At 66.5% G+C, this 26,283-nt stretch carries 25 protein-coding genes, 1 other RNA gene, 2 pseudogenes and 1 riboswitch; of the genes and pseudogenes, 16 read left to right on the plus strand and 12 right to left on the minus strand.

Annotation, left to right across the window (positions count from 1 at the left end; genetic code table 11):
• Positions 1-16 precede the first annotated feature (16 nt).
• Complete coding sequence (locus tag QFZ91_RS11430; RefSeq protein ID WP_429567290.1) at positions 17-1,864, minus strand: autotransporter assembly complex protein TamA; 1,848 nt, start codon at positions 1,862-1,864, stop codon at positions 17-19.
• A gap of 267 nt (positions 1,865-2,131) precedes the next feature.
• Here QFZ91_RS11430 and QFZ91_RS11435 point away from each other — a divergent pair, with 267 nt between their 5' ends.
• The 4 genes from QFZ91_RS11435 to panD all read left to right on the plus strand — a co-directional run bounded on the left by QFZ91_RS11435 (position 2,132) and on the right by panD (position 4,824).
• Positions 2,132-2,317 carry a DUF3460 family protein gene (locus QFZ91_RS11435; RefSeq protein WP_013088716.1) on the plus strand — a complete coding sequence of 62 codons (186 nt, stop codon included), beginning with the start codon at positions 2,132-2,134 and terminating at the stop codon, positions 2,315-2,317.
• Positions 2,318-2,337: 20 nt separating this feature from the next.
• Positions 2,338-3,261, plus strand: coding sequence for a segregation and condensation protein A (locus QFZ91_RS11440; protein ID WP_429484246.1), 924 nt, complete (start codon positions 2,338-2,340; stop codon positions 3,259-3,261).
• Between the two features lie 282 nt (positions 3,262-3,543).
• Entirely contained in the window at positions 3,544-4,377 is an 834-nt protein-coding gene (panC, locus tag QFZ91_RS11445) for a pantoate--beta-alanine ligase (protein WP_176367052.1), read from the plus strand.
• A 60-nt stretch (positions 4,378-4,437) separates the two neighbouring features.
• A complete protein-coding gene (gene panD, locus QFZ91_RS11450; protein ID WP_018431692.1) occupies positions 4,438-4,824 on the plus strand; it encodes an aspartate 1-decarboxylase in 387 nt (128 codons plus the stop codon).
• Positions 4,825-4,870: 46 nt separating this feature from the next.
• Here panD and QFZ91_RS11455 read toward each other — a convergent pair whose 3' ends face one another.
• Positions 4,871-5,509 carry a ParA family protein gene (locus QFZ91_RS11455; RefSeq protein WP_176367012.1) on the minus strand — a complete coding sequence of 213 codons (639 nt, stop codon included), beginning with the start codon at positions 5,507-5,509 and terminating at the stop codon, positions 4,871-4,873.
• A 245-nt stretch (positions 5,510-5,754) separates the two neighbouring features.
• Here QFZ91_RS11455 and QFZ91_RS11460 point away from each other — a divergent pair, with 245 nt between their 5' ends.
• Positions 5,755-6,174 (plus strand): PaaI family thioesterase, encoded by a 420-nt coding sequence (locus QFZ91_RS11460; RefSeq protein WP_176121155.1) that lies wholly within the window; start codon positions 5,755-5,757, stop codon positions 6,172-6,174.
• A gap of 57 nt (positions 6,175-6,231) precedes the next feature.
• Here QFZ91_RS11460 and QFZ91_RS11465 read toward each other — a convergent pair whose 3' ends face one another.
• Positions 6,232-7,758: a cobyric acid synthase gene (locus QFZ91_RS11465; RefSeq protein WP_429567291.1), complete on the minus strand. Its 1,527-nt coding sequence runs from the start codon at positions 7,756-7,758 to the stop codon at positions 6,232-6,234.
• Between the two features lie 89 nt (positions 7,759-7,847).
• Between QFZ91_RS11465 and cobU the strand changes: the two genes are divergently transcribed.
• From cobU to QFZ91_RS11485, 4 genes are read left to right on the plus strand one after another with little or no spacing between them, the layout of a single operon-like run.
• Complete coding sequence (cobU, locus tag QFZ91_RS11470; RefSeq protein ID WP_429567292.1) at positions 7,848-8,402, plus strand: bifunctional adenosylcobinamide kinase/adenosylcobinamide-phosphate guanylyltransferase; 555 nt, start codon at positions 7,848-7,850, stop codon at positions 8,400-8,402.
• On the plus strand, positions 8,402-9,343 hold the full coding sequence (gene cbiB / locus QFZ91_RS11475; protein WP_176379920.1) for an adenosylcobinamide-phosphate synthase CbiB: 942 nt from the start codon (positions 8,402-8,404) through the stop codon (positions 9,341-9,343). The genes cobU and cbiB overlap by 1 nt, the downstream gene beginning before the upstream one ends.
• A 33-nt stretch (positions 9,344-9,376) precedes the next feature.
• A complete protein-coding gene (gene cobD, locus QFZ91_RS11480; RefSeq protein WP_429567293.1) occupies positions 9,377-10,453 on the plus strand; it encodes a threonine-phosphate decarboxylase CobD in 1,077 nt (358 codons plus the stop codon).
• 54 nt (positions 10,454-10,507) lie between these two features.
• A complete protein-coding gene (locus tag QFZ91_RS11485; protein ID WP_429567294.1) occupies positions 10,508-11,458 on the plus strand; it encodes a cobalamin-binding protein in 951 nt (316 codons plus the stop codon).
• A 52-nt stretch (positions 11,459-11,510) separates the two neighbouring features.
• Here QFZ91_RS11485 and cobC read toward each other — a convergent pair whose 3' ends face one another.
• The 6 genes from cobC to QFZ91_RS11515 all read right to left on the minus strand — a co-directional run bounded on the left by cobC (position 11,511) and on the right by QFZ91_RS11515 (position 17,919).
• Entirely contained in the window at positions 11,511-12,101 is a 591-nt protein-coding gene (cobC, locus tag QFZ91_RS11490) for an alpha-ribazole phosphatase (RefSeq protein WP_429567295.1), read from the minus strand.
• Entirely contained in the window at positions 12,086-12,862 is a 777-nt protein-coding gene (locus QFZ91_RS11495) for an adenosylcobinamide-GDP ribazoletransferase (protein WP_429567296.1), read from the minus strand. The genes cobC and QFZ91_RS11495 overlap by 16 nt, the downstream gene beginning before the upstream one ends.
• Positions 12,863-12,935: 73 nt before the next feature.
• A complete protein-coding gene (gene cobT / locus QFZ91_RS11500) occupies positions 12,936-13,997 on the minus strand; it encodes a nicotinate-nucleotide--dimethylbenzimidazole phosphoribosyltransferase (protein WP_429567297.1) in 1,062 nt (353 codons plus the stop codon).
• 35 nt (positions 13,998-14,032) lie between these two features.
• On the minus strand, positions 14,033-14,887 hold the full coding sequence (locus QFZ91_RS11505) for an ABC transporter ATP-binding protein (RefSeq protein ID WP_429568628.1): 855 nt from the start codon (positions 14,885-14,887) through the stop codon (positions 14,033-14,035).
• Positions 14,884-15,948 (minus strand): FecCD family ABC transporter permease, encoded by a 1,065-nt coding sequence (locus QFZ91_RS11510; RefSeq protein WP_429567298.1) that lies wholly within the window; start codon positions 15,946-15,948, stop codon positions 14,884-14,886. The genes QFZ91_RS11505 and QFZ91_RS11510 overlap by 4 nt, the downstream gene beginning before the upstream one ends.
• Positions 15,949-15,987: 39 nt before the next feature.
• Positions 15,988-17,919 carry a TonB-dependent receptor domain-containing protein gene (locus QFZ91_RS11515; RefSeq protein WP_429567299.1) on the minus strand — a complete coding sequence of 644 codons (1,932 nt, stop codon included), beginning with the start codon at positions 17,917-17,919 and terminating at the stop codon, positions 15,988-15,990.
• 92 nt (positions 17,920-18,011) lie between these two features.
• Positions 18,012-18,275, minus strand: a riboswitch (cobalamin riboswitch).
• Positions 18,276-18,495: 220 nt separating this feature from the next.
• On the opposite strand from QFZ91_RS11515, the gene QFZ91_RS11520 reads away from it, so the two are divergent.
• From QFZ91_RS11520 to QFZ91_RS11540, 5 genes are all read left to right on the plus strand, one after another.
• A complete protein-coding gene (locus tag QFZ91_RS11520; RefSeq protein ID WP_429567300.1) occupies positions 18,496-18,855 on the plus strand; it encodes an ATPase in 360 nt (119 codons plus the stop codon).
• Positions 18,852-19,166 carry a cell division protein ZapA gene (locus QFZ91_RS11525; protein ID WP_013088698.1) on the plus strand — a complete coding sequence of 105 codons (315 nt, stop codon included), beginning with the start codon at positions 18,852-18,854 and terminating at the stop codon, positions 19,164-19,166. The genes QFZ91_RS11520 and QFZ91_RS11525 overlap by 4 nt, the downstream gene beginning before the upstream one ends.
• A 77-nt stretch (positions 19,167-19,243) precedes the next feature.
• Positions 19,244-19,425: non-coding RNA, 6S RNA (gene ssrS / locus QFZ91_RS11530), on the plus strand.
• 138 nt (positions 19,426-19,563) lie between these two features.
• Complete coding sequence (locus QFZ91_RS11535; protein WP_429567301.1) at positions 19,564-20,022, plus strand: EVE domain-containing protein; 459 nt, start codon at positions 19,564-19,566, stop codon at positions 20,020-20,022.
• A gap of 256 nt (positions 20,023-20,278) precedes the next feature.
• A complete protein-coding gene (locus QFZ91_RS11540) occupies positions 20,279-21,004 on the plus strand; it encodes an SIMPL domain-containing protein (protein WP_429567302.1) in 726 nt (241 codons plus the stop codon).
• A 102-nt stretch (positions 21,005-21,106) separates the two neighbouring features.
• On the opposite strand, the gene lgt is transcribed toward QFZ91_RS11540, so the two are convergent.
• Both lgt and QFZ91_RS11550 read right to left on the minus strand, forming a co-directional pair.
• Positions 21,107-22,012 (minus strand): prolipoprotein diacylglyceryl transferase, encoded by a 906-nt coding sequence (lgt, locus tag QFZ91_RS11545; RefSeq protein ID WP_176109317.1) that lies wholly within the window; start codon positions 22,010-22,012, stop codon positions 21,107-21,109.
• Positions 22,013-22,070: 58 nt separating this feature from the next.
• Positions 22,071-23,058: pseudogene (locus QFZ91_RS11550) on the minus strand (LysR family transcriptional regulator).
• Positions 23,059-23,215: 157 nt separating this feature from the next.
• On the opposite strand from QFZ91_RS11550, the gene ilvD reads away from it, so the two are divergent.
• Together ilvD and QFZ91_RS11560 are read left to right on the plus strand one after the other, a co-directional pair.
• A complete protein-coding gene (gene ilvD, locus QFZ91_RS11555) occupies positions 23,216-24,889 on the plus strand; it encodes a dihydroxy-acid dehydratase (RefSeq protein ID WP_429567303.1) in 1,674 nt (557 codons plus the stop codon).
• 147 nt (positions 24,890-25,036) lie between these two features.
• Positions 25,037-25,376: pseudogene (locus tag QFZ91_RS11560) on the plus strand (c-type cytochrome).
• A gap of 24 nt (positions 25,377-25,400) precedes the next feature.
• Here QFZ91_RS11560 and QFZ91_RS11565 read toward each other — a convergent pair.
• Complete coding sequence (locus tag QFZ91_RS11565; protein ID WP_429567304.1) at positions 25,401-26,231, minus strand: DUF2486 family protein; 831 nt, start codon at positions 26,229-26,231, stop codon at positions 25,401-25,403.
• Positions 26,232-26,283: the final 52 nt, after the last annotated feature.

The following is a 26,283-nucleotide window of genomic DNA, read 5'->3' on the forward strand; positions in this document are numbered from 1 at the left end:
GGGTTGTCGTCAAACGTCAGAACGCGATGCCGAGCGTGATATACGGCCGCACCCGGTTGTCGCGGATTCCGTAAGCGACATCGAGATTGACCGGGCCGACCGGGCTGCGCCAGCGCGCGCCGACGCCGGCGCCCGGATAGAAAATTTTCTCGCCCCAGGTGTCGGTGGCGGTGCCGATGTCGAAGAACACGGCCGCGCCCCAGTTGCGCGAGAACCAGTGCTGGTATTCGGCCGCGCTCGTCACCAGGTATTTGGTCGGCAGGACCGAGCCGGCGACGTTGTTACCGATGCTCTGGAAGCCGTAGCCGCGCACCGAGTTCGAACCGCCCGCGCGGAACAGCAGCGACGCCGGAATGCCGCTCGAGCTGCCGCTCGTGAAGACGCCGCCGAGTTCGGCGCGGATCAGCACGATGTCGTTGTCGCCAATCGGGAAATACTGCTGGCCGCGCGCGTAGCCGCGGATGAACGACTGGTCGGCGAGCACTCCCTTGACCGCGAAGCCCGCCTCGACGTGGATCAGGTTGCCACGGCGCGGGAACAGCGGGTCATCGGTGTCGCGCCGCGTCCACGACCACCCCGGCACCAGCGCGTGCGCGCGGGTCGGCGGCGCGGCGTTCTGGTCGAGCTTATCGTCGTAGAACAGCAGCGAATAGCTGTAGTCGAGGAACTGCGACGTGCGCGAGCGCTGCACGCCGCCGCGGATGCTGTAGATGCGCGTGTCGGAGACGTCGGTGGTCGTGTACGACGCGAGCACGCTATTGGTCCAGCCGTGCAGGCCCGGCGGCATCGATAGCTGGACCTGGCCGTACTGCTGCGTCTGATCGGCGCGGCCCTCGACGGTGAACGGCCACGCCGCGCCGAACGTGTTCAGATACGTGTAGCCGCCCTGCACGAGCGGACCGTTGTCGGTCGAATAGCCTACGCCGCCGCGGAAGCTGTGATACGGAAACTCCGACACCTTCACGTGCACCGGCGTGTCGAGCGGCTTGCTGGGGTCGTTGTCGAGGTCGATCGCCACGCTCGCGAAGTACGGGGTGTTCTGCAGTTGCCGCTGCAGCTCGGCGACGGTGCGCGTGTCGTAGATGTCGCCCGGCGAGATCGGATTGACGTTATGGACGATGCGTACCGGATAGCGCCTGGTGCCCTGCACGTCGAGCTGGCCCATCGTGAAGGTCGGCCCGCTGTCGTAGATCACCGACAGCTTCGCGGTGTGCGTGCGCGGATCGATCAGCGCCTCGGAGTGGTAGATCTTCGCGGCGAGGTAGCGGCGCGATTGCAGCTCGCGCAGCGACGCGTTCTTCGCGTCGTCCCAGTCGCCCTGCGAGAACGGTTGGCCCTCGTGCAGCGAGAACGCGAAGCGCGTCGCGTTTTCGCGCGACGGGTCTTCGGTCAGCACCGCGCCGCGAAACGACAGATCGACCGACGTGACTTTGGTCTGTGGCCCCGGCTCGACGCGCACGGTGACCTGACGCATGTTGTCGACTGTGCGCACGTCGGTGCTGACGAGCGGGGAGAAATAGCCCTGCGTCGCGGCGAGATCGCGCACCTGCTGCGGCGTCGCGGTGATGAGGAACGAGAACTGGTCGTCGGTGACGTCGGGGCGCTTCGCGAAACGCGAGATATCGAGGTTCTGTTCGAGCAGCCGGCGCAGCGCGCGCGGCTCGGCGACCACCTCGACCTTGTAGCTCGGCGCCTTGCTCGCTGCGTAGGCCTCGCCCCCGGCGAGCAGCATCATCAGGAGGCCGAAGGTGAGCGACACGCGCAGCCAGCACCGCGCGAGCGCCTCGCGCTCACGCGCGCGCCCTCGCGTCTGACCGGTTGCGCCGCGCCCCACACGCGGCTTGTCGATCGTACCTCCCGCCAAACAGGACCTCCGGCCTCAATGAGTGAATTCTCGTGTCCCGGCCGCGCTGCGCGATCGAGGCATGCTATTTGACCACAATGCGACCCCAATCGGCCCCTATCGTGCCCCAGGCGGCGCCCCGCGCTTCATCTCGAAAATAGACGGCTTGCGGCGATTTTCGACCGCGCGCGGCGCATGCGGTAAAATCGCTGACGACGGCGCCCCCTCGCGGCACCGCGCAGCGGCCAGCCCGAGAGCCGCCACCTTACCCACCACGGACGTCGAGCCATGTATCAATCGGACATCACCCAGTTCCTGAACCAGCTCAAGCAACAGAAGCCCAATCTGGAGGCCGAGCAACGCAAAGGCCGCGCACTGCTGTGGGACAAACAGCCGATCGATCTGGAAGAGCGCGCCGAGCAGAAAGCTTCGCGCGTGCAGCAGACGCCCTACTCGTACTACCAGAACTTCTAAGCGCTCCAGTCACGCCGACGATGAGTCACGCTGACGAGGTGCATGGTCCGCTTCACGGCCCAGTTCACGGCCCGATACACGGCCCGGTTCGCGGCCCAGCGCCGGCACCGTCCGACACCGCGCTTGCCACGCCCGCTACCGATTCGACGCCCGACACGGTCGACGGCGTCGCTTTCGCGCGTCTGTACGGCGAGCCGCTGTTCAAGCTGCCGAACGACCTGTACATCCCGCCGGACGCGCTCGAGGTGTTCCTCGAGACCTTCGAGGGGCCGCTCGACCTGCTGCTGTACCTGATCCGCAAGCAGAACTTCAACGTGCTCGACATCCCGATGGCGGATGTCACCGAGCAATATCTCGGCTACGTCGAGCAACTGCGCAAGACCAATCTCGAACTCGCGTCCGAGTATCTGCTGATGGCCGCGATGCTGATCGAAATCAAGTCGCGCATGCTGCTGCCGGTCAAGAAGGCCGACACCGGCGAGGAAGCCGAAGACCCACGCGCCGAACTGGTGCGCCGCCTGCTCGAATACGAGCAGATCAAGCTCGCCGCGCAACGCATCGACCAATTGCCGCAGCTCGGGCGCGATTTCCTGCGCGCCGAGGTCTATATCGAGCAGAGCGTCACGCCGCGTTTTCCAGACGTGAACAGCGACGACCTGCGCGCCGCGTGGGCCGACGTGATCAAGCGTGCGAAGCTGGTCCAGCATCACAAGATTTCGCGCGAGGAACTGTCGGTGCGCGAGCACATGAGCCTGATCCTGCGGCAGTTGCAGAACGCGCGCTTCATCGAGTTTTCCGATCTGTTCGACACGAGCCGCGGTGTGCCGGTGGTCGTGGTGAACTTCATCGCCGTGCTCGAGCTGTGCCGTGAATCACTCGTCGAAATCACTCAGGCGGAGCCGTTCGCGCCGATTTACGTGCGACTGGCGTATCTGCCGGCCTGAGTGCGGAAAGACAGCCGCTTAGCGGCCGGATCGCGGCCGCAACCGCGGGAAAATTGTTAGGAACCGTCGCAGCGAAGCCTGGCGGGCCTCAGCGGGAACTGCGCGGCAAGCGCGCGGCGCGCCCCTCGAAAGTGCCGCCGCGATTCGGTGCGCCCGCTGCCCAAATCCACTACAATCCGCGCTCCGAACCCGTCATTTGCCGGCGAGGCGATGACCCCCGCGATTCCGCCAGGTGTCGCGCCAACCGGATCGCGCGCCGCGCGAGCCTATCCCTGTCCGATCATGAAAGTCATCAGCTCGATCCATGAATTGCGCGACCAGTTGCGCGGCCAGAATCGCACGGCCTTTGTGCCGACGATGGGCAACCTCCACGAGGGCCATTTGTCGCTGATGCGCCTCGCGCGCCAGCACGGCGACCCGGTCGTGGCGAGCATTTTCGTCAATCGCCTGCAATTCGGCCCGAACGAGGATTTCGATAAATATCCGCGCACGCTCGAAGCCGACATCGAAAAGCTGCAGAAGGAAGGCGTCTACGTGCTGTTCGCGCCGACCGAAAAGGACATGTATCCGGAGCCGCAGGAGTATCGCGTCCATCCGCCGCACGATCTCGGCGACATCCTCGAGGGTGAATTCCGCCCCGGCTTCTTCCACGGCGTCTGTACCGTGGTGATGAAGCTGATGTCGTGCGTACAGCCGCGCGTCGCGGTGTTCGGCAAGAAGGATTATCAGCAGCTGATGATCGTGCGCCAGATGTGCCACCAATTCGCGCTGCCGACCGACATCGTCGCCGCCGAAACCGTGCGCGACACCGACGGCCTCGCGCTCAGCTCGCGCAACCGCTACCTTTCGGCCGCCGAGCGCGCCGAGGCGCCGATGCTGGCCGCCGAACTCAATCGGGTGCGCAACGCGGTGCTCGCGGGCGAGCGCGACTTCGCGAAGCTCGAGGAGTCGGCCAAAGCGACGCTCGCGGCGCGCGGCTGGAATCCCGATTACATCGCGATCCGCAAGCGCTCGAACCTGATCGCGCCCGGCGCGCAAGACGCCAACGCACCGCTCGTCGTGCTGGCCGCCGCGAAGCTCGGCGCGACCCGGCTCATCGACAACCTCGAAATCTGACGCCGCACCCGCCCGCGCAAACACAGTTACACTGCGCAGTCACACAGGATTGGATTGATCATGCAACGCAATATGCTGAAGTCGAAGATTCACCGCGTCGCGGTCACGCACTGCGAGCTCCACTACGAGGGCTCGTGCGCGATCGACGAAGACCTGCTGGAAGCGGCGAACATCGTCGAAAACGAGCGCATCGACATCTGGAACATCAACAACGGCGAGCGCTTCTCGACCTACGCAATCAAGGGTGAGCGCGGCAGCGGCATGATTTCGCTGAACGGCTCGGCCGCGCGCCGCGCGCAGCTCGGCGATCTGGTCATCATCGCGGCGTTCGCGGTGGTCGACGAGGCCGAGCTGAAGGCGGGCTGGAAGCCGGACCTCGTGTTCGTCGATGAAAACAACAAGATCAAGGGCAGCCGCGACCACGTGCCCACGCAGGCCTGGAGCTGAGCGAGGCATCAGCTCGATCTTCACTGATGGCGGGCAGCCCCCTGCCTCAGCCCTTCTTTCCCGCGCCGTTCGTCCACTCGACGATCGGCTGCCACTGCTCGAGATCCTTCTCCACGCGACTTTTCGCGACATCCCACAGCGTCAGGCCGTGCGCCGCGAGCTGCACGTAGTTCTGCGTGTCGCGCAGAAAGCCGAGCACCGGCAGCTTCAATCCCTCGACGAAGCGATGCAGCTGCTCGGCCGAGCGCGTGCGTGCATCGACGCGCATGCCGACCACGCCGATCTCGATCGCGCCCTTCCTGACCGCCTTTTCCTTCGCGAGCCGCTCGAGAAATTCCTGGGTCGCGAGAATATCGAACAGCGACGGCTGGAGCGGCACGATCACCTTGTCGGCGAGATCGAGCGCAATGTTCATGCGATTGCCATGCAGGCCGGCCGGCGTGTCGACGACCGCGTGCTCGAGGCCTTTCGGCGGCTTGGCCGGCGTGTCGGGATTGACCTCCCAGGTTTCGATGGTCGGCAGCGTGGAGGGCCGCAATTCGAGCCACGCATGCGCGGAGTGCTGCTTGTCGAGGTCGGCCAGCGCGACCCATTCGCCCTCCGCGGCGAAATAGCCGGCCAGATTGGTCGATAGCGTGCTCTTGCCCACGCCGCCCTTCGGATTCGCCACCACGATCACCGACATGAAATCTCCCGGAAAGAAGGCTGGACCGCTGCCAGCCGGTTTGCCGCGCTATTGCTCCGTACCCGCCGATCCGCTGTGACCGGCGCCGGCGGGCTCCATGAACGCTGCCGTTCGAAGTTCGGCTTCCAGGTACGCCCACCGGTTCAGCCGTTGATAATATCGACAAATCCCGCGCGGCCGAAACCCCCGCATCGCGAATCGGCCGCCGCAAACCGCCGTTTTTATCGACAAGGACCTGAAATCTCATGAGCAAACTGCGCCCGGAATACACCGTCGAACGCCTGCAGGAGCGCCAGAAGGGCACGCTGCCGGACCTGCTGGGCCTGCGCGTGCTGACCGTGGACCAAGGCACGCTGATCGCCGAACTTACCGTGCGCGAGGAACTGCTCGCGCCGAACGGCTTCCTGCACGCGGCCACCGTGATCGGCCTCGCCGACACCGCCTGCGGCTACGCGTGCATCGCGCATCTGCCCGAAAATTCGCGCAATTTCACGACGGTCGAGCTGAAGAGCAACTTCCTCGGCACCGCCACGCAGGGCACGATCCGCGCGGTCGCGAAGGGTGTGCACCTTGGGCGCAGCACGCAGGTCTGGGACGCGACGGTCACTGGTCCCGATGGTAAGACCATCGCACTGTTTCGTTGCACGCAGATGGTGTTGTACTAAGCGACCCGCCCGCGCAGCAATGGCTTTCGATCCGATCGAAAAGGTCGGTGCAAAGCGTCACCCCAGCGCCGCGAACAGCCCGCGCATATCGACGTGCTCGGCGAGCGTATCGGCCAGCCGCTCCAGCGACGCCTCGCGCAACGCCGGATAGTCCACCGCTTCGGCGTCGCTCAAGCCCGCCCACGCGAGCAGCGCCGCGCACGCGGCCGGCGTGTCGAACAGGCCATGCACATAGGTCGCGAGAATCTGGCCGTCGGCGGACAACGCGCCATCGGGACGCCCGAAGTCCGCGCCGCCCTCGCGCGGACCAGCAGGGTCGAGCCGCAGCGCCGGCGTATCCAATGCCGGCCCGCGCGTCTCGCCCATATGAATCTCGTAGCCGGCGACGTCTGGTGCGCCGGGCAGCGCGAGGCGCCCGCTCACGTTCTTCAGCGTCTTGTCGCGCGTGAGCACCGTCGCATAGTCGAGCCAGCCGAAGCCCGCAAAGGTGCCGGGCGCGCTTTCGACGCCGTGCGGATCGGCGATCTCTCGTCCCAGCATCTGCATGCCGCCGCAAATGCCGATCACCCGGCCGCCATAGCGCAGATGCCGCGCGAGCACGTCGCCCCAGCCCTGCGCGCGCAGAAACGCGAGGTCGTCCGGCACGTTCTTCGAGCCCGGCAGGATGATCAGATCGGCGGCCGGCGGCGGCGTACCCGCGCGCACATAGTGAAAATCGACCTGCGGATGCGCGCGCAACGCGTCGAAATCGGTGTGATTGCTGATGTGCGGCAGCACCGGCACGACCACGCGCAGCAGACGGCGCGAGTCCCCGCTCGCCGCCGCGCGCAGCTCGGGCGGCAGCATGTCCTCGGCGTCGAGCGTCAGGCCGTGCAGATACGGCACGACCCCGAGCACCGGCTTGCCGGTCTTCGCTTCCAGCCAGTCGAGCCCGGGCTTCAGCAAACCGATGTCGCCGCGAAAGCGGTTGATGATGAAACCGCGCACCCGCGCTTGCTCGCTGTCGGACAGACAGGCGAGCGTGCCGGTCAGGTGCGCGAATACGCCGCCGCGGTCGATGTCGGCGACCAGCACGACCGGGCAATCGACCGCCTCCGCGAAACCCATGTTCGCGATGTCGCGCTCGCGCAGATTGATCTCGGCCGGACTGCCCGCGCCTTCGACGAAAATCGTGTCGTACGCCGCGCGCAGCCGCGCATACGACTCCAGCACCGCCTCGAACGCGACCGGCTTGTAGTCGTGATACGCGCGCGCGTCGAGATTGATGCGCGCCTTGCCGTGAATGATCACCTGCGCGCCGCGATCGCTGGTCGGCTTCAGCAGCACCGGGTTCAGATCGGTGTGCGCGTCGATGCCCGCGGCGAGCGCCTGCAATGCCTGTGCGCGGCCGATCTCGCCGCCGTCGACGGTGACCGCGCTGTTCAGCGCCATGTTCTGCGGCTTGAACGGCGCGACCCGCGCGCCCGCGCGCCGCGCGAGGCGGCACAGTCCCGCGACCAGCGTGCTCTTGCCCGCGTCGGACGTGGTGCCCTGGATCATCAGCGTGCCGCGAGGCACGGGCAGGGAGTCGGGGGAAATGGGCATTCGGATCACGGCGGTGCAGGTGGAAGGTGGATAGTGGCGTTGCAATGGAATCGAGCGGCATTATCCCATCGCGCCGGTACAATCAGGGCATGACTCCCCGCGACCTCACCTTCGTCCTCGGCGGCGCCCGCTCGGGCAAGAGCGCGCATGCCGAGCGGCTCGCCAGCGACAGCGCCCTCCCCGTCACCTACATCGCCACCGCCCGCGTCACCGACGACGCCGAATTCAACGCGCGCATCGCGCATCATCGCGCGCGGCGGCCCGCGCATTGGGGGCTCGTCGAAGCGGACGACGATCTCGCGGGCGCGCTCGCGCAACACGACGCGCCGGGCCAGTGTCTGCTGATCGATTGCCTGACGCTGTGGCTCGCCAACCTGCTGTGTCCCGCCGACGGCGCCGCGCCGCCGCTGTCGCACTACTACGAGCAGGCCTCCGCGTTCGAGGCGGCGCTCGCCGGCGCGCGCGGCAAGATCATCGTCGTCAGCAACGAGATCGGGCTCGGCGTGGTGCCGCTTGGCGAAGCCACCCGCCTTTACGTCTACGAACTCGGCCGCCTCAATCAGCGCATCGCCGCACTGAGCAGCGCAGCCACGCTGATGGTCGCGGGACTGCCGCTCGCGCTGAAAAGCGCGAGCCGCTCGTAATGCCGCCGCTGACGATGCCGCTGGTCGCGACGCTCGCGGTCGCGGGCGTCGCCGTCGATCGCTGGTTCGGCGAGCCGAGCCGCCGGCATCCGCTGGTCGGCTTCGGCAACTGGGCCGCGCGCATCGAGGCGCGCTTCAATCACGACCGGCGTCTGCGGCTCAAGGGGCTGCTCGCGTGGGCGCTCGCGGTGCTGCCGCCGGTGCTGATCGCGTGGTGGCTGGTCGCCGTGCTGCCGTTGTTCGCGGCCTGCGCGCTGCATGTCGCGCTGCTGTGGTTCGCGCTCGGCGCGCGCAGCCTGCGCGATCACATCGCGCCGATCTCGCGGGCGCTCGGCCAGCACGATCTCGCCACCGCACGGGAGCTGACCGCGCGGATCGTGTCGCGCGACACCAGTCAGTCCGACGAGGCCGCGCTCGCGCGCGCCGCGGTCGAATCGGCGCTCGAAAACGGCAACGACGCGATCTTCGGCGCGCTGTTCTGGTTCGCGCTCGCGGGCGGGCCTGGCGCGCTCGGCTTTCGCCTCGCCAATACGCTCGACGCGATGTGGGGTTATCGCACGCCGCGCTTTCTGCGCTTCGGCTGGGCCGCCGCGCGCATCGACGACGTGCTGAACTGGATTCCCGCGCGGCTGACCGCCACCAGCTACGCGCTGCTCGGCGACACGCTGACCGCATGGCGCTGCTGGCGCGAGCAGGCGCCACGCTGGGACAGCCCGAACGCGGGACCGGTGATGGCGTCCGGCGCCGGCAGCCTGAACGTGCTGATCGGCGGGCCGGCCGTGTATCACGGCACGCTCGAGCATCGGCCGACGCTGGGCTTCGGGCATCGCGCCGAGGCGCGTCATGTGGGCGCCGCGTTGATGCTGGTCGAACGCACGGTGATTCTGTGGCTGGCCGTACTGATCGTGCTGGCCTTGTTGAGTGTGCCGTTTCATGGCTGAGCGAAACGACACGCGTAGCGATGGGATGAGCGCATGACCGACCGGACACAAGCGCGCGAGCACGCCGCAGGCGATCCGATCGCACACGGCGGCAACCTGCACGAAGCGGCGGCGCGCTACGGCATTCCGTACGCACAGTGGCTCGATCTGTCCACCGGCATCAATCCGCACGGCTATCCGGTGCCGCCGTTGCCCGCCGACGCCTGGCGTCGTTTGCCCGACGAAGGCGACGGCTTCGCCGAGCGGGCCGCGCGCTACTACGGCGCACCCGATGCCGCGCATGTGCTGCCGGTGGCCGGCAGCCAGGCGGCGATTCGCGCGCTGCCCGCGCTGCTGCCGCGCGCGACGCTCGGCATCGCGCCGCTGACCTACGGCGAGTACGGGCCCGCGTTCGCGCGCGCCGGACACGAGGTCGCGCCGCTCGACGTGTATCGCGACACGCTGCCCGCCGCGCTCACGCATGTCGTGATCGTCAATCCCAACAATCCGACGGCCACGCATCTCGATGCCGCCAGGCTGCTGCACTGGCATGCGCAGCTGCGCGAACGCGGCGGCACGCTGCTGGTCGACGAGGCGTTCGCCGATACGCTGCCGGCCGCGCGCGTCGCGTCGCTGGCGGCGCATACGCAGCGGGACGGGCTCGTCGTGTTGCGCTCGCCCGGCAAGTTCTTCGGGCTCGCGGGTGTGCGCGCCGGCTTCGTACTGGGCGCGCCCGCCTTGCTCGCCGCGTTGCGCGACAGATTGGGCGCGTGGACGGTCAGCGGTCCCGCGCGTCATGCGGTGAGCGCCGCGTTCGCCGATGCCGCGTGGCAAACGCGGATGCGTGAGCGGCTGATCGGCGAAAGCGCACGGCTTGCCGGGCTGTTGCACGCGCACGGTTTCGCGACTCGCGGCACGCCGCTTTTCGCATGGACCGACGATGCGCGCGCCGCCGCATTGCATGAAGCGCTCGCGCGGCGCGGCGTGTGGACGCGTCTTTTTCCGCCATCGCCCCAGGTGCCATCGGCCAGCGTGCGCTTCGGGCTGCCGGGCGATGAAGCCGAATGGACCCGCTTCGAACAACTGCTTCAACAGGCGGTTGATTCGATCGATACCGCGCGCTCGGGTTAGCGCACCGTCCTTCGCACTCCAGCCGTTCAACGCTTCGTGATCCGCCCTCGCCCGATGACCCGCTTCACTCGCTCCGCTCGCTTTGCCGCGCCCCCGCGCCACTTCATCCCTTGGTTCAGCGCCGCAGCGCTCGCTCTAACTGCGCTGAGCGCGCACGCCGCGATCACCGTCACCGACGACAGCGGCGCGACCGTCACGCTCGCCGCGCCCGCGCAGCGCGTGATCAGCCTCGCCCCGCACGTGACCGAGTTGCTGTACGCCGCGGGCGGCGGCCCGAAGATGGTCGGCGCGGTGTCGTACAGCGACTATCCGCCCGAAGCGAAACAACTGCCACGCGTCGGCGACAACAAGGCGCTCGACCTCGAACGCATCGTCGCGCTGAAACCGGATCTGATCGTCGTGTGGCGGCATGGCAATGCGCAGCGTCAGCTCGAGCGCTTGCGCGAGCTGCACGTGCCGCTCTTTTTCAGCGAGCCGCGCCGTCTCGACGATATCGCCGTGTCGCTGACGAAGCTCGGCCGGCTGCTAGGCACCTCCGCGAGCGCGGACGCGGCGGCGGCCGCCTATCGCGACGACATCGGCCGCCTGCGCGCGCGGTATGCGAATCGCCCCGTAGTCAGCGTGTTTTATCAGGTATGGGACCGGCCGCTGATGACGCTCAACGGCGAGCACATGATCAGCGACGTGATCACGCTATGCGGCGGCCGCAACGTGTTCGCGGACTTGCAGCCGCTCGTGCCGACCGTATCGACCGAAGCGGTGCTCGCGGCGAATCCGCAGGCGATCGTCACGGCGGCGCCCGGCGCGACGCAGCCCGACACGACGCTGCCGCAACTCGACGCATGGCGCGCGTGGCCGCGTCTCGCGGCCGTCGCGAACGACAACCTGTTCGCGATCGACGGCGATCTGATCAATCGCCCCGCGCCACGCATCGCGCAAGGCGCGCGGCAACTGTGCGAGGACCTCGAACTGGCGCGCTCGCGCGCAAACAAACCCGCGCCATGACGCGCTGCGGGTCGCGCCAAAAAACGCTCAGTTCTCCGCATGACCACGCGGGTCACGCATTCCATCGCACCAGCGACCACTGCAGGGTCTCGTCGTTACGCCGCAACCAGACGATCCCGGTCATATCGAGCGACCACTGCAGGCAACGCGCGAGCGGCACCTCCAGCACCCACGACGCGATCGCGCGCATCACCCCCGCGTGCGTGACCACGTACGCGGGCGAGAGCTCGCGCGTCAGCGCGAACGCATCGAACCACGCTCGCACACGCGCGACGAATTGCGCGACGCTCTCGCCGCCATGCGCGCGAGCATGCTCGAAATTGGCGGCCCAGTCGTCGAGCTGGGCGCGATCGATCGTATCCCAGCGCTGCGCTTCCCATTCGCCGAAGTCCATCTCCTTCAGACGCTCATCGTGGCTGACCACGCAGCCGAAGTCGTTGGCGATCTCATTCGCGAGCGCGGCGCAGCGCGTGAGCGGACTCGTGATCAGCACGCGCGGCGCCGGCACCTGCAAGCTCGCGAGCTTGACCGCCAACGCATTGGACGTGACCTCGGCGCTTTCCGCCAACGCGACATCACTATGGCCGTAACAAACCCCCGCCTCGAGCGCGACAGCGGGATGTCGAATCAGGACGATATCCATGCAAGCCCCACCAGATAGATGCTCAATTCGAAGATTTGCTGCGCGAAGCCGAGACAGTCACCGGTATAGCCGCCGATGCGTCTGACGAAATAACGGCCCATCGTGAAGCGCAGCGCCAACAGCACGACACACGTGAGCGCGGCGAAACGAAAGTCGGGCGCGCCGGGGCCGTTCGGCCACAGCAGCCACGGCAGCCCGAACAGCGCGGCGCACAGCAGTGCCAGCCCGCTCAGACGCTGCGCGACCGGCTTCGCTTTGCCCGCGGCGCGCACATAGTCGAGCGTGGCCAGATAACTGATCGCGCACGCGCGGCTCGCGCCATGCGCCGCAACCATCAGACTTGCGGCGGAAAGCGGCGGCAACGCGGCCAGCGTTTGCCACTTGATCGCCAACGCGATCACGAGCGCGATGGCACCGAAAGCACCGATGCGCGAGTCGTGCATGATGCGCAATGCATCGTCGCGCATATAGGCGCCACCGAACGCATCGACGCAATCGGCTAGACCGTCCTCGTGGAACGCGCCCGTCACGAGCAGCGACGCGGCCATCGACAGCAGCACCGCGACGCCCGCCGGAAACGCGCGCAGCGCGGCAAGATAGACGAGCGCGCTGAAGCCGCCGACCAGCACGCCGACGAGCGGAAAATAGCGCGCCGCCGCATTCAGATAATGCGGCTCGTAGCCGACCCAGCGCGGCACCGGCACGCGCGTGAAGTAACCGAGCGCCGTGAAGAAATAGCGCAGTTCCGCGAGCGGGTTCATGGACGTGTCGAGCGCCTGTTCGCTGCGATGCGGGCCGAGCTTCGCGTTGCCGCGACGCGTGGGTTCGAGCGCGTCACGGTTCGCGATCCGCGACGCCCGCGGAATCGAAGCTGGCCATCTCGTTGAAGAAAGCCGCCGCCGCGCGCAGCAGCGGCACCGCGAGCGCCGCGCCCGTGCCCTCGCCGAGCCGCATGTCGAGCGACAGCAGCGGCTGCGCGCCGAAATGATCGAGCATGCGCCGATGGCCGGCCTCGTTCGACGCATGCGCGAACACGCAGTACTCGCGCACGGCGGGCGCCAGCGCATCGGCGACCAGCAGCGCCGACGTCGCAATGAAGCCATCCACGAGGATCGTCATGCGCGCCTCGGCGGCCGCCATAAATGCGCCCGTCATCATCGCGATTTCGAAGCCGCCGAAGGTCGCGAGCACGTCGAGCGGCGCGCAAGCGTCGGGATGACGCGCGAGCGCCGCCGCGAGCACGTTGCGCTTCTTCGCGAGCCCGGCATTGTCGAGACCGGTGCCACGGCCGACGCAGTCGTCGATCGGCACGCCGCACAGGCGGCTCATCAGACACGCGGCCGCCGACGTGTTCGCGATGCCCATCTCGCCGAAGCCGATCACGTTCGAGCCGAGCGCCGCGTGATGACGCACGCGCGCGGCGCCTGCCTGCATCGCGGCGAGCGTTTCGGCCTGCGTCATCGCGGCTTCGTGCGCGAAGTTGCGCGTGCCGGGCCCGACCGGAATGTCGACGACTCCGTCGGTGGACGGCAGCGGCGTCGCGATGCCCGCGTTGACCACTTCGAGTTCGAGACCGGCGACGCGGCTGAGCGCATTGATCGCCGCGCCGCCCGCGATGAAGTTCGCGACCATCTGCGCGGTCACCGCTTGCGGATACGGGCTCACGCCTTCGGCGGCGATACCGTGATCGCCCGCGAACACGATCATCGCGGGACGCTGCACGCTGGGACGCGTACTGCGCTGGATCAGGCCCATCTGGCGCGCGAGCGTTTCGAGCCGGCCGAGGCTGCCGGGCGGTTTGGTGCGCGTATCGATGATCCGTTGCAGCTCGGCGCGCAGCGTCTGATCGAGCGGCGCGACTTCGGGCAAACCGGCCGGGAGTGGGATGCGAGTCATAGGTGTGATCGAAACAAGGTATAGGGGATTAATAGTCAGCCTGACTGTTCGTCATGACCGGCAGGCGATTCATGACGCGCGCGCGGCGCGGGAATCAACGCCTCGTGCTCGCCATCGCGAATCAGAATCAGCGGATAGCCGAACGCGCGGCTCGTCAACGCGGGCGTCAGCACGTCGCGCACCGGGCCCGCATACGCGCCGCCCGCGCCGTCGAGCAGCAACGCGTGCGTCGCGAAGCGGCGCGCGAGGTTCAGGTCGTGGCAGGAGAACAGCACACTGCGCGGCATGCTGCGTCCCGGCTTGCCCGTCCATGCAACGAGCGCTTCGAGGCAGTCGATCTGGTGATGCAGGTCGAGATGCGACAACGGTTCGTCGAGCAGCAACAGCGGCGCGTCCTGGCACAGCACTGCCGCGAGCGCGACGCGCTGACGCTCGCCGCCCGATAGCGACAGCACGTCGCGCGCCGCAAAGCCCGCAAGGCCGAGCGATTCGAGCGCCGCCTGTGCAGCCGCGCGATCTTCATCGCGCTCCCAGCCCCAGCCGCCCAGATGCGGGAAGCGATTCAGCAGCACGATGTCGAGCACGCTGGCATTGAACGCATCGGCCGCGCTTTGCGGCATCAGCGCGCGGCGCCGTGCGAGCGGCAGCGGCTGCCAGTCGGCCACGCGCACGCCATCGAGTTCGACATGGCCCGCCGCCGGATGCAACAGGCCCGCCAGCGTCGACAGCAAGGTGGTCTTGCCCGCGCCGTTCGGCCCGGCGATACACCAGACTTCGCCCGCATTGAAGGTGTGCGTGAACGCGTCGAGCAAGGTGCGCGCGCCGGCGCGCAGTGTCAGGCGCTGCGTGCTCAGCATCGAAGAGGTGGGGCTGGGTTCGGCTTGCATCATCGGCGGCGTTTGAGCAGCATCCACAGGAACACCGGCACGCCGACCAGCGACGTGATCACGCCGACCGGCAATTGCGCGGGCGCAATCACGGTCCGCGCGAGCAGATCCGCGCCCATCACCGCGACACCGCCGCCGAGTGCAGCCGCCGGCAGCAGCATGCGCTGGTCGTTGCCGAACGCGAGCCGCAGCATATGCGGCACGACGAGACCGACGAAGCCGATCGTGCCCGCGGTCGTCACCGCGGCGGCCGCCGCCAGCGACGCGACCAGGTACACGCGCAAACGCAGTGGCATTACCGCGACGCCGAGCGCTAGCGCGGCTGCGTCGCCGCGCAGCAGCACGTTCAGACGCGGCGCGGCTGGCACGATCGCAAGCAACACGAGCGCGAGCGCGATCAGCGCGGTCCACGGCAGCGCGCCGCCATTGAGGTCGCCGGTCAGCCAGAACAGCATGCCGCGCAGACGGCTATCGGGCGCGAGATTGAGCAGCAGCGTAATCATCGCGCCCCACCCGGCCGCGATCACCGCGCCGGTCAGCAGCAAACGCGGCGACGTGTCCTGCGGCTCGCCGCGCCACAGTTCGCGACGCGCGAGTCCGAGCACCAGCAGGATCGACACGAACGCACCCGCGAACGCGCTCGCATCGACGATCCACCATGCGCCGCCCGCGATCATCGCGACCAGCGCGAAGCTGGCCGCGCCGCCCGACACGCCGAGCACGTACGGCTCGGCCAGCGGATTGCGCAGCAGCACCTGCAGCAGCGCGCCGGCGAGCGCGAGCAACGCGCCGCAGGCGAAGCCCGCGAGCGCGCGCGGCAATCGCAACGTGCGCACGATTTCGCCGGCGAGATCGTCGCTGCCCGCGGCGCCGAACGTGTGCGTTGGCACGAGCGCCGCAAGCACGCGCGACGGCGCGAGCGGCACGCTGCCGAGCACCAGCGACGCGCCGAGCAGCGCGACGGCGGCGAGCGCGAGTCCGAGCCAGATCGCGGCCGCGCGTTTCGCGTTCATCGGGCGCGGCGTTGCCATCGCGGCGGACAGCGAACCGGACGCGCGACTCATCCGCGTGCGCTCACGCATGCGGCCAACCCGGCGCGCGCGTCACTGCTGCTGCCAGCCGAGCGTGACATACGCACCGCGTCGCGGAGAGTTATACGAGTAGGCCGTCTCATAGTCCTTGTTGAACAGATTGTCGATTTGCGCGCTGACGTACCACGCCTTCGTGATGTTGTAGCGCGCCGATAGATTCACGATGCCATAACCGCCGAGCTTGCCGGTGCTGTCTGGACGCGGACCGCTGACGATCCACTCGCCCCCGACCCGCCATCCACCGATGCTGCGATTCGCCGCGAACGACCCGAAGCGTCGCGCGCGTCGCACGAGGTCGGTACCGCTGTCGAGATCGACCGGGTTTTGCAGCGTCAATGTCGCGCGTACGTCGGTCTTGCCGACATGACCGCTCCACGATCCTTCGAGTCCCTGCACCTTCGCATGGCCGACGTTCTCCGCGAGATAGATGCCGGGGATCGTCTGCACATAGTCGATCAGATTCGTATAGCGCGTCTGGAATGCGTTCAGACGCATCACGCCGAGCGCGTCGGTCGCGTACTGCAAACCGGCTTCGATCGAGTGACTGCGCTCGGGTTGGATCGACGGGTTGCCGCTGATCGGATAGTACAGATCGTCGAAGCTCGGCGCGCGGAATGCATCGGAATAGCTTGCGGTTACCTTCCAGAGCGACGTGATGTCGAAACCGTAGCCGAGATAGTAACTGTTCGCTCCGCCGAAATCGGAGTACTGGTCGCGGCGTACGTTGGCCTGAATCTGGTTGCGGCCAAAGCGTGCGCTGTAGCCGGCGAAGACCGAATCGACGTGACGGTCGGGCGCGGCGAACGTGTCGGAGTCGAGAGTCTGGTCGAGATGCTCGTAGCCGAATTGCAGCTTCTGGTTCGCGGCGAGCGCGAAATCGTTCTGCCACGTGTACTGGCGATTGTCGGTATCGAAGCGGCCGTTGTAGATGCCATTGGTGTTGGATACGCTGCGGTCGTCGCCCTCGGCGAGCGTGAAGTGGGTGGTCCACCAGTCGGTCAGCTTGCCGTTCGCAAACACCGATACCTGACGCACCTTGCTATAGAGGTTGTTCAGATCGGTTGGCACGCCGTACGCATTGTCGTAGCTGTTGTTGTTGTTCGACTGGAAGTAGCTGATGCCCGCATCCCACTTGTCGGTGAACTTGTGGCGCAGCGACGCGCTGATGCTCTCGTTCAGATTGCCGTTCGCGTTCGGATTCGCGCCCGGCGCCTCGAGCGGATCGAGCGACGAAAAGCCGTCGCTCTTCGTGCGCGCGAGCGAGATGTTGAAGGTCGTGCGGCCGTCCTGATCGAGCGCGCCGTTCACTCCGGCCGTTTGCGTCTGCGTGTGATAGCTGCCGTAGCCGACCGAAAAATTGAAGCGCGGTGGATGATCGCCGCCGTCTTTCGTGAACACCTGCACGACACCGCCGATCGCGCCCGAGCCGTACAACGCCGACACGTTGCCGTTCACGACTTCGACGTGATCGACCTGGTCGAGCGGAATCTGTGCGAGCTGAGCGGAGCCGAGACTCACCGAATCGACGCGCACGCCGTCGATCAGCAGCAGCGATTGCGTCGACGACGCGCCGCGCAGAAAGAGGCTCGTGGTCGAACCGGGGCCACCCGTGCGCGAGATTTGCGCGCCGGGCGCGAGTCGCAGCAGGCCGGGCAGATCGGTCGCGGTCGTGTCGGCGATGTCCTGCTGATCGAACTGCGTGGTCTGCGGGATCGCGTCGCGCAACGCTTGCGCTCCGCGTTGTGCGGTCACGACGATCGGCGACAGCACGTTGCCCGATGCATCGGCGGAAGCGGGATTGGCCGCATCGGCAAGGTTTGGGGCGTTCGCGGTGCTTGCATCCGCAGCGGACGATGAAGGCACAGGCTCGGCGCTTTGCGCATGCGCGACGAGCGGCAGGCTCGCGAACGCGAGCAGCGTCGCGCGGGCGATGGGGGACAACATGGGATGACATTCCTGTGGATGGCATGCGCGGCCTGCTTCCCCGCAGGCCGACGCGTCACGAGGCGTCCCCCCATGTTTAACGTTTTCGGGGGGGACGTCCCTCTTTTCTGGCCGGTATCCGGGCTACGACACATCGATCCCGCCTTCCCACGCGTGACGCGCAGTGGCACACTCGCAGATTGAACTTCCAACCGTGCGACAAGGACCGACCTGCATGAGCGCATCACATGCGGTCGTTTACCGTTGCGGGGGCAGCGCAGGTTCGCGCATCCGGTTTGGCACCGCGCGCGCCCTGCTTCCCGTTTAACTGCGCGCGCCGAAAAGCGCGCGCGGGCACCAGAGTGCGGGAAGTGTAGGAGCGGCTTCGCGGGGCGTCAAGAAAGGCCGACCGGAGCGCGATCCGTTCTGTCGAATGCAGGTTATTGTCCGATGGATTGCCGGTCTTTGATCTTATGGTCGACGACACGACTCGCAACGAACCTGCATGAAGCGATGCTGTTACGTCTCGAAACGAGACAATTGTCGGAACCTGTAATATTCCGCGCTAAAATGCGATGTCTTTAGAGGACGCAGCACATGCTCACCGAACTCGAATCACTCTCCCAGAACATCGGCAAGCTGATTGCGATCAGCAAGCGCCACAACGAAGCGCGGATCGCGCTCGAAGAGCAGCTCGCGCAAACGCGTGCCGAAGTACAAGCCACGCACACCGAACTCGCGCAATTGCGTGCCGAGCGAGATGCACTGCAAGCGGAACGCGACGCGCTGTCCGCCAAGATCGACGACGCTCAGGTGCGCCTGAATGCGATTCTCGAAAAATTGCCGCGCGCACGCGCAAGCAGCGAACCGGATAACCAGCTCGATCTGCTCGAGACCGCCCAGCCCGAACACGAGGAAGCGGAAGGCGACGTGAGCCGACACGGAGAAAGCGCATGACCACCAAGCAGATCGAAGTATCGATTCTCGAAGTACCCTACCGTCTCGCCTGTTCGCCTGAAACGGAAGGCGCGCTGCTCGAGGCGGTCGCGCGCGTCGACGCCGAGATGAAGAAAATCCGCAGCGGCAGCAATGTGCGCGGCACCGATCGCATCGCGGTGATGGCGGCGCTGTCGCTGGCATCGGAACTGCTTAAGCTGCAAAGCAGTGTGCGACACGGAGAAGCATTTCCTGCTGAAGAAATCCGGCGTACAATGCAGCAAATGAACGAACAGCTAGGTACTGTGATTGAGCAGTACAGCATGCAGTAAGCAGTAGTTGACTCAATAGCGGGCCGGTTTCGAACCGGTCACTTGTTCAACAGTTTGTGTTGTAGCTTCATCGTTTAGCTTCCCTGCCTGGTTCGCCAAGGTCATATATTCCTTGAACCAATGCCATGTGCACGGTTGCGGAAATTTGTAGCACGGGTGTGCGCGTCACTCTGTCTGATGTACCCGAAGTGTTGCTAACTGCGACCAATTCTGAACCCTCGGTTCAGGATGCCGGCCTAGCGGCTAAGGCGGGGACCTTATCTGGAACGGCATCGGACTTCGGTTCGATGCCGTTTTTCTTTGGTCGTCGTTCTTTCGTTTGAGTGCCTGTTTCAGGGGCTTTCCGCACGCGCCTGTTGTTGGCGCCTCGTTCAATCTCACACGCTTACTCCGATTCATGCGCTACTGGCTGATGAAGTCCGAACCGGACGAAGCAAGCATCGACGACCTCGCCAACGCACCGCATCGCACCTTGCCATGGACCGGCGTGCGCAACTATCAGGCGCGCAACTTCATGCGCGACGTGATGCAGGTCGGCGACGGCGTGCTCTTCTATCATTCGAGCTGTCCGGAGCCCGGCATCGCGGGCATCGCGGAAGTCTCGTCGACCGCGTATCCGGACCCGACGCAGTTCGATAAAAAGAGTCCGTACTACGACGCGAAATCGTCGCCGGAAACGCCGCGCTGGATGCTCGTCGACGTCGTGTTCAAGAAGAAAATCCCGCTGATTCCGCTGGCCTCGCTGCGCGAGCATGCCGAATTGCAGGACATGCGCGTGCTCGCCAAAGGCAACCGTCTGTCGATCACACCGGTGACCGACGCCGAATGGCGCTTCATCACTAAACAGCTGGTTTAAGGGCAAATGCGCGACGCGGCGCGTGTCGTGATCGCGTCCGGGCCATCATTTCCGATGCGGCGGCGAAGTACTAATTGGGGAACCAAGCGCCAGTAAGACGCGCCTAATCGCTCGACGAAAGCGCGAGTTCGAACCAACCGTTCGACGGCATCCCGATCCATTCGCCAGCGCATCCGTCAAACCGCGCGCCACCATCGCGTCATCACGCGGCGCACGCGTCGAACGTGCACAACCTAGTCAAACAAGGATTCCAGCCATGACGACAAAAACCGCACGGGCTCTCGCACTCGCGCTCGCCTTTGGCGCGCCTGTGGCGCTCGCGCTGAACCCAGCGCCCGCTCGCGCACAAACCATGATGCCGCAGCCCTCGGGCGTGCTGTCGCTGAACGCGCAGGCGAGCGCGGAAGTCCCGCAGGACGAAGTCGAAATCACGCTGTTTTACGAGCAGGAAGCGAGCGAGCCGTCGGCGTTGACGGCGACGCTGAACCAACGTGCCGACGCGGCATTGCAGAAGGCGCGCGGCGTCGCCGGCGTAACCGCGCGCTCGGGTGCGTTCTCGATCTTCCCGTCGACGGACCGTGACGGACGCATCTCGGCGTGGCGCGGCCGCACGGAAGTCGTGCTCGAATCGCGCGACTTCGCCGCGGCTTCGAAGCTCGCCGGACAGATGGCATCGATCATGCAGGTGGGCAACGTGCGTTTCTCGCTGTCGCCGGAAGCGCAGCGCGCCGCCGAACAGCGGCTCAGCGGCGAGGCGATCAAATCGTTTCGCGAGCAGGCCGCGGCATCGTCGCAGGCGTTCGGCTTTAGCGGCTATTCGATCCGCGAGGTCAACGTGAATCACAGCGGCGTGATGCCGCGTCCGATGATGATGATGAGCGCACGCGCGATGGGCGCCGACGCGAAGAGCGCGCCGATGCCGCTCGAAGGTGGCACCTCGACGGTGACGGTCAACGTGTCGGGGTCGGTGCAGATGAAGTGACGCACAAGCGCGAACGCCGGCGCATCGAAGAGAAACGCCACGGCATCCATCGAAGCCGTGGCGTTTTTTCATGCAGCGTTCGCTACGCCGGCCGGGCGCAGCTCAGTTCGCGCCAACCGCCTGCGCCGGCTCGCGCCGCCCCCGGCGATACGCCCACACCATCAGGCCGATGCCCGCGAGGATCATCGGCAGCGACAGCCATTGACCCATTGACAGCCCCATCGCGAGCAGGCCGAGGAAATCGTCCGGCTCGCGCGCGAATTCGACCGTGAAGCGCGCGAGGCCGTAGCCGATCAGGAACATCGCGGAAATCGCGCCGAGCGGCTTCGGCTTGCGCGAGAAGAAGATCAGCACGAAAAACAGCGCCACGCCTTCGAGCGCAATCTCGTACAGCTCCGACGGATGCCGCGGCAGCATGTGATATTGCGCAAACACTTCGTTCAGATGCCATTGCGCGGCCAATTGCGGATGCGCGGCGAGCCAGCTCGCGTCGTCGGGCGCGGCGCCGGGGAACAGCATCGCCCACGGCGCGGCCGGATCGGTCACGCGCCCCCACAGCTCGCCGTTGATGAAGTTGCCGAGCCGCCCCGCCGCGAGGCCCGTGGGCACCATCGGCGCGACGAAGTCGGTGACCTGCAGCCACGAGCGCTTGCGCTGATACGCGAACAGCATCATCGCAATGGTGACGCCGAGAAAGCCGCCGTGAAACGACATACCGCCTTCCCACACCTTGAAGATGTCGAGCGGATGCGCGAAGTAGAAGCTGGCCTTGTAGAACAGCACATAGCCGAGCCGGCCGCCGAGGATCGTGCCAAGCACGCCGAAGAACAGCATGTCGTCGATGTCCTTCGCGGTCCAGCCTTGCGCGGCGACGTACGGCAGCCGCAGCCGCAGCCGGGCGACCACGATCGCCGCGACGAACGCGACGAGGTACATCAAGCCATACCAGCGCACGGCGAGCGGCCCCAGATGGATGGCGACAGGGTCGAAATTCGGGTGAATGAGCATCGTGTAGTTATGGGCAGTTCAGGTTCGAAAGCAGTTTTACAGGGATCAGAAGCGGGATCTAGACGCGCGAGGCCACGCTCGCCGCATGCGCGCGCACGATGTCGATGAAGCCCGCCAGCACCGGGCTGACCTCGTCGGTACGCCAGACGAGCCCCGTTTCGATAGCGGGCACCGACTCGGACAACGGCCGGTACACGACGCCCGTGCGCCGCAGGTTATGCAACGATTGCGGCACCAGTGCGACGCCCATGCCGGCCGACACGAGACTCACGATGGTCTGCATCTGGATCGCCTCCTGGCCGATTCGCGGCGCGAGGCCCGCGACGCCGTAGCAATCCATAATGATGTCATAAAAGCCTGGCGCGAGACGTCTCGGGAAGATCACGAGCGGCGCGTCGCCGAGATCGCGCAGGCTGACGGGCGTGTCGAGCCATTCGGCGGCGGGGTCTTCATTTGGCTTGCCCTTGCCGGTTTTGTTCACGCTGCCTTGCAAGCCTCGCGCCATCTCCGTCGACATCGCGATCACGAGCGGCTCGCGCGCGATCGGCAGCCACGACAGCTGCGATGCATGCCGCGACGGCAGCGGGCGCGATCACCAGACCCGCGTCGATACGCCCGGCCACCAGTTCCTCGACCTGCACGTCGCTGGTCGCTTCGGTCAGCTCGAGCCGCACGCGCGGATGCCGCGCGCCGAAATCGCGCAGCAGCAGCGGCAGCAGGCCGTAATCTGCGGTCGACACGAACGCGAGCGACAGCACGCCCGCTTCGCCGCGCGCGAGGCTCTGCGCGAGCGGCTTCAAACCTTCCGCCGCCGCGAGCAGCCGCTGCACCTCCGGCAGCAGATCGGCGCCGACCGCGGTCAGCTCCACCGAGCGCTTGGTGCGCGCGAACAGCTCGACGCCGAGCGTCTCTTCGAGCGCGCGGATCGCCTGCGACAGCGGCGGCTGCGTCATCGACAAACGCGCGGCTGCGCGCCCGAAGTGCTTTTCCTCGGCGACGGTGACGAAATAGCGCAACTGGCGCAGATCAGGAATCGTCGGCAGCATGATTAATATATTTTACGACCTGAACAGCCGCGAATAATACATGCGACGCCGGCCACGCAAAACCGCCTGTTTGCGCGGTCTGGCGGAACTACACTGAACGGATGCGTGCGCAGACGCGGCCGCGCATCCATCAGAACAGCCAGACTTGGAGCTCCCCATGGCCTACAACCGTCGTTCGAAGAACATCACGCAAGGCATCGCGCGTTCCCCGAATCGCTCGATGTACTACGCGCTCGGGTACCAGAAGGAGGATTTCGACAAACCGATGATCGGCGTCGCCAACGGCCACTCGACGATCACGCCGTGCAACGCCGGCCTGCAGCGTCTCGCCGACGCGGCCGTCACCGCGATCAAGCGCGCCGACGCGAATCCGCAGACCTTCGGCACGCCGACGATCTCGGACGGCATGTCGATGGGCACCGAAGGCATGAAGTACTCGCTGGTGTCACGCGAGGTGATCGCCGACTGCATCGAGACCTGCGTGCAGGGCCAATGGATGGACGGCGTCGTCGTGATCGGCGGCTGCGACAAGAACATGCCTGGCGGCATGATCGGCCTCGCGCGCATGAACGTGCCGGGCATCTACGTGTATGGCGGCACGATCCGGCCGGGCAACTGGAAAGGCACCGATCTGACGATCGTGTCGTCGTTCGAGGCGGTCGGCGAATTCACGGCGGGCCGCATGTCGCAGGAGGATTTCGAGGGCATCGAGAAGAACGCGTGTCCGTCGACCGGTTCGTGCGGCGGCATGTACACGGCCAATACGATGAGCTCGTCGTTCGAGGCGCTCGGCATGTCGCTGCTGTATTCGTCGACGATGGCGAATCCCGACCAGGAGAAGGTCGACTCGGCCGCCGAATCGGCGCGCGTGCTCGTCGAAGCGGTGAAAAAGGATCTGAAGCCGCGCGACATCATCACGAAGCAGTCGATCGAAAACGCGGTTGCCCTGATCATGGCGACCGGCGGCTCGACCAACGCGGTGCTGCACTATCTGGCGATCGCGCACGCGGCCGAGGTCGAATGGACGATCGAGGACTTCGAGCGCATGCGCAAGAAAGTGCCGGTGATCTGCAACCTGAAACCGTCGGGCCAGTATGTCGCCACCGATCTGCACAAGGCGGGCGGCATACCGCAGGTGCTGAAGATCCTGCTCGACGCCGGGCTTCTGCACGGCGATTGCATGACGATCACCGGCAGAACGCTCGCCGAGGAGCTGAAGGACGTACCCAGCAAACCGCGCAGCGATCAGCAGGTGATCTTCCCCATCGACCACGCGCTGTACGCCGAAGGCCATCTCGCGATCCTGAAGGGCAATCTCGCCGAAGACGGCGCGGTCGCCAAGATCACCGGGCTGAAGAACCCGGTCATCACGGGTCCGGCGCGCGTATTCGACGACGAGCAGAGCGCGCTCGAAGCGATCCTCGCCGACAAGATAGTTGCAGGCGATGTCGTCGTGCTGCGCTATCTGGGCCCGAAGGGCGGCCCCGGCATGCCGGAAATGCTTGCGCCGACCTCGGCGATCATCGGCAAGGGGCTCGGCGAATCGGTTGGGCTCATCACCGACGGCCGCTTCTCGGGCGGCACGTGGGGCATGGTGGTCGGGCACGTCGCGCCGGAGGCGTTCGTCGGCGGCACGATCGCGCTCGTGCAGGAAGGCGATTCGATCACGATCGACGCGCACCGGCTGCTGCTGCAACTGAACATCGACGACGCCGAACTGCAGCGCCGCCGCGCCGCATGGCAGGCGCCGAAGCCGCGTTATACACGCGGCGTGTTGGCGAAGTATTTCGCGCTGGCACTGCCGGCGAATCGGGGGGCGGTGACGGGTTAATTTCTACGGGTCGGCGCGCCCCGCTCCGCTGGACGAACCCGCCGCCACGCTACGCAAAAACGCCAGGGGCGCACGAAAATCCGTGCGCCCCTTTGCTCTTATAATGCGTGCACCACGAGCCGGGCATCTGCACTGGCGGAGACCATAATGAAATCGATGTCGTACGCAGCCGTAGCAGCTTCTGTTGCGCTCGCCGCCGCATTGAGCGCCCACCAGTCCCGCAGCCCGTGGCGAAGCAGCCGGCCTCGCGCTCGCCCAGCAGAAGAACTGCATGAGTTGCCATTCGGTCAACCGCCCGTTCATGGGGCCGGCGCTGCACGACGTCGCTATCCGGTATGCGGGTCGCGACGACGCCGCGACCTATCTGAAGCACAAGATCCTCGATGGCAGCACCGGCGCATGGGGAACCATGCCGATGCCCGCGAACACGCAACTGACGCCCGATCAGGCGGCCACGCTGGCGGCCTGGGTGCTGACACTCAAATAACGGACCTCTCGCGTCGCCGCGGCGTCAACGCGAGCCCCGCGCGATTTCTTCTTCCACCGCTTCACGTACCCAATCGGTCATCTCGGCTTCGAGCGTCTGCGCGACTTCGCGCGTGATCTGACTGACGAGCAGACTCGTGTGCTGCTGCACTGCATCGCGGCAGCGCGCCTCGATGATGCCGCGCCCGTCGCCCGTCAGAAAACGCTGGAAGCGTCCGTGCAAACGTTCGGCGAGCGCGTCGGCGTCGAGTGGGAGCTGAGCGGGAGCGGCTTCGTGCGCGCCTTCATGGTCGAGATCCGGCGGCACGGTCGCGCCGGCTTCGAGCGGTATGAAGGGCTCGGTACGATCGAACACACCGGGCGACACCTCGGCCACGTCCTCATGCAGGCCTTCATGCAGCTCCTCATGCCCATGTCGCGCATGAATGCCGTGATGCGGCCGGACCTGCTTTCTCGCGTGCGTGTGATCGGCCACGTGCGGCTGATGAAGTTCGGTCTGCGCCGGCTGCGGCGCGAGAACCAGCTCGGGCGAACTCAGTTGCTCGGGTGTGGGCACGGGCTGCGGCGCGAGCACGGGCTCGGGCGCCAGCGTCGGTTCGGCCGGATGCGCGGCAGGATGCGCGGCCGGATGCGCGGCCGGACTCGCGGCCGGACTCGCGGCCGGCGGCGCGAACGCGGGCTCGGTTCGCAATCCCGGCTCGCGCGCCGCCGGTTGCGCGGCGGCTGGGGCTGCGGGCTTGGCGCCCTGGGGCGCGGGTGCGGCGGCATCGGCCGACGCCTCGCGCGTCTCACGCGCGCGGCCCGGCACGATGACCTCGTTCAGGATCGGAATCGAATTGTCGTTGGGATCGGACACGTGCGCTCTCCGTGTTTGAGTCGAAGCCAGGGCAGGCGGTCCGCATGCCGCG

The sequence above is a fragment of the Paraburkholderia sp. JPY419 genome, assembly GCF_050435705.1.
Lineage (GTDB): Bacteria > Pseudomonadota > Gammaproteobacteria > Burkholderiales > Burkholderiaceae > Paraburkholderia > Paraburkholderia youngii.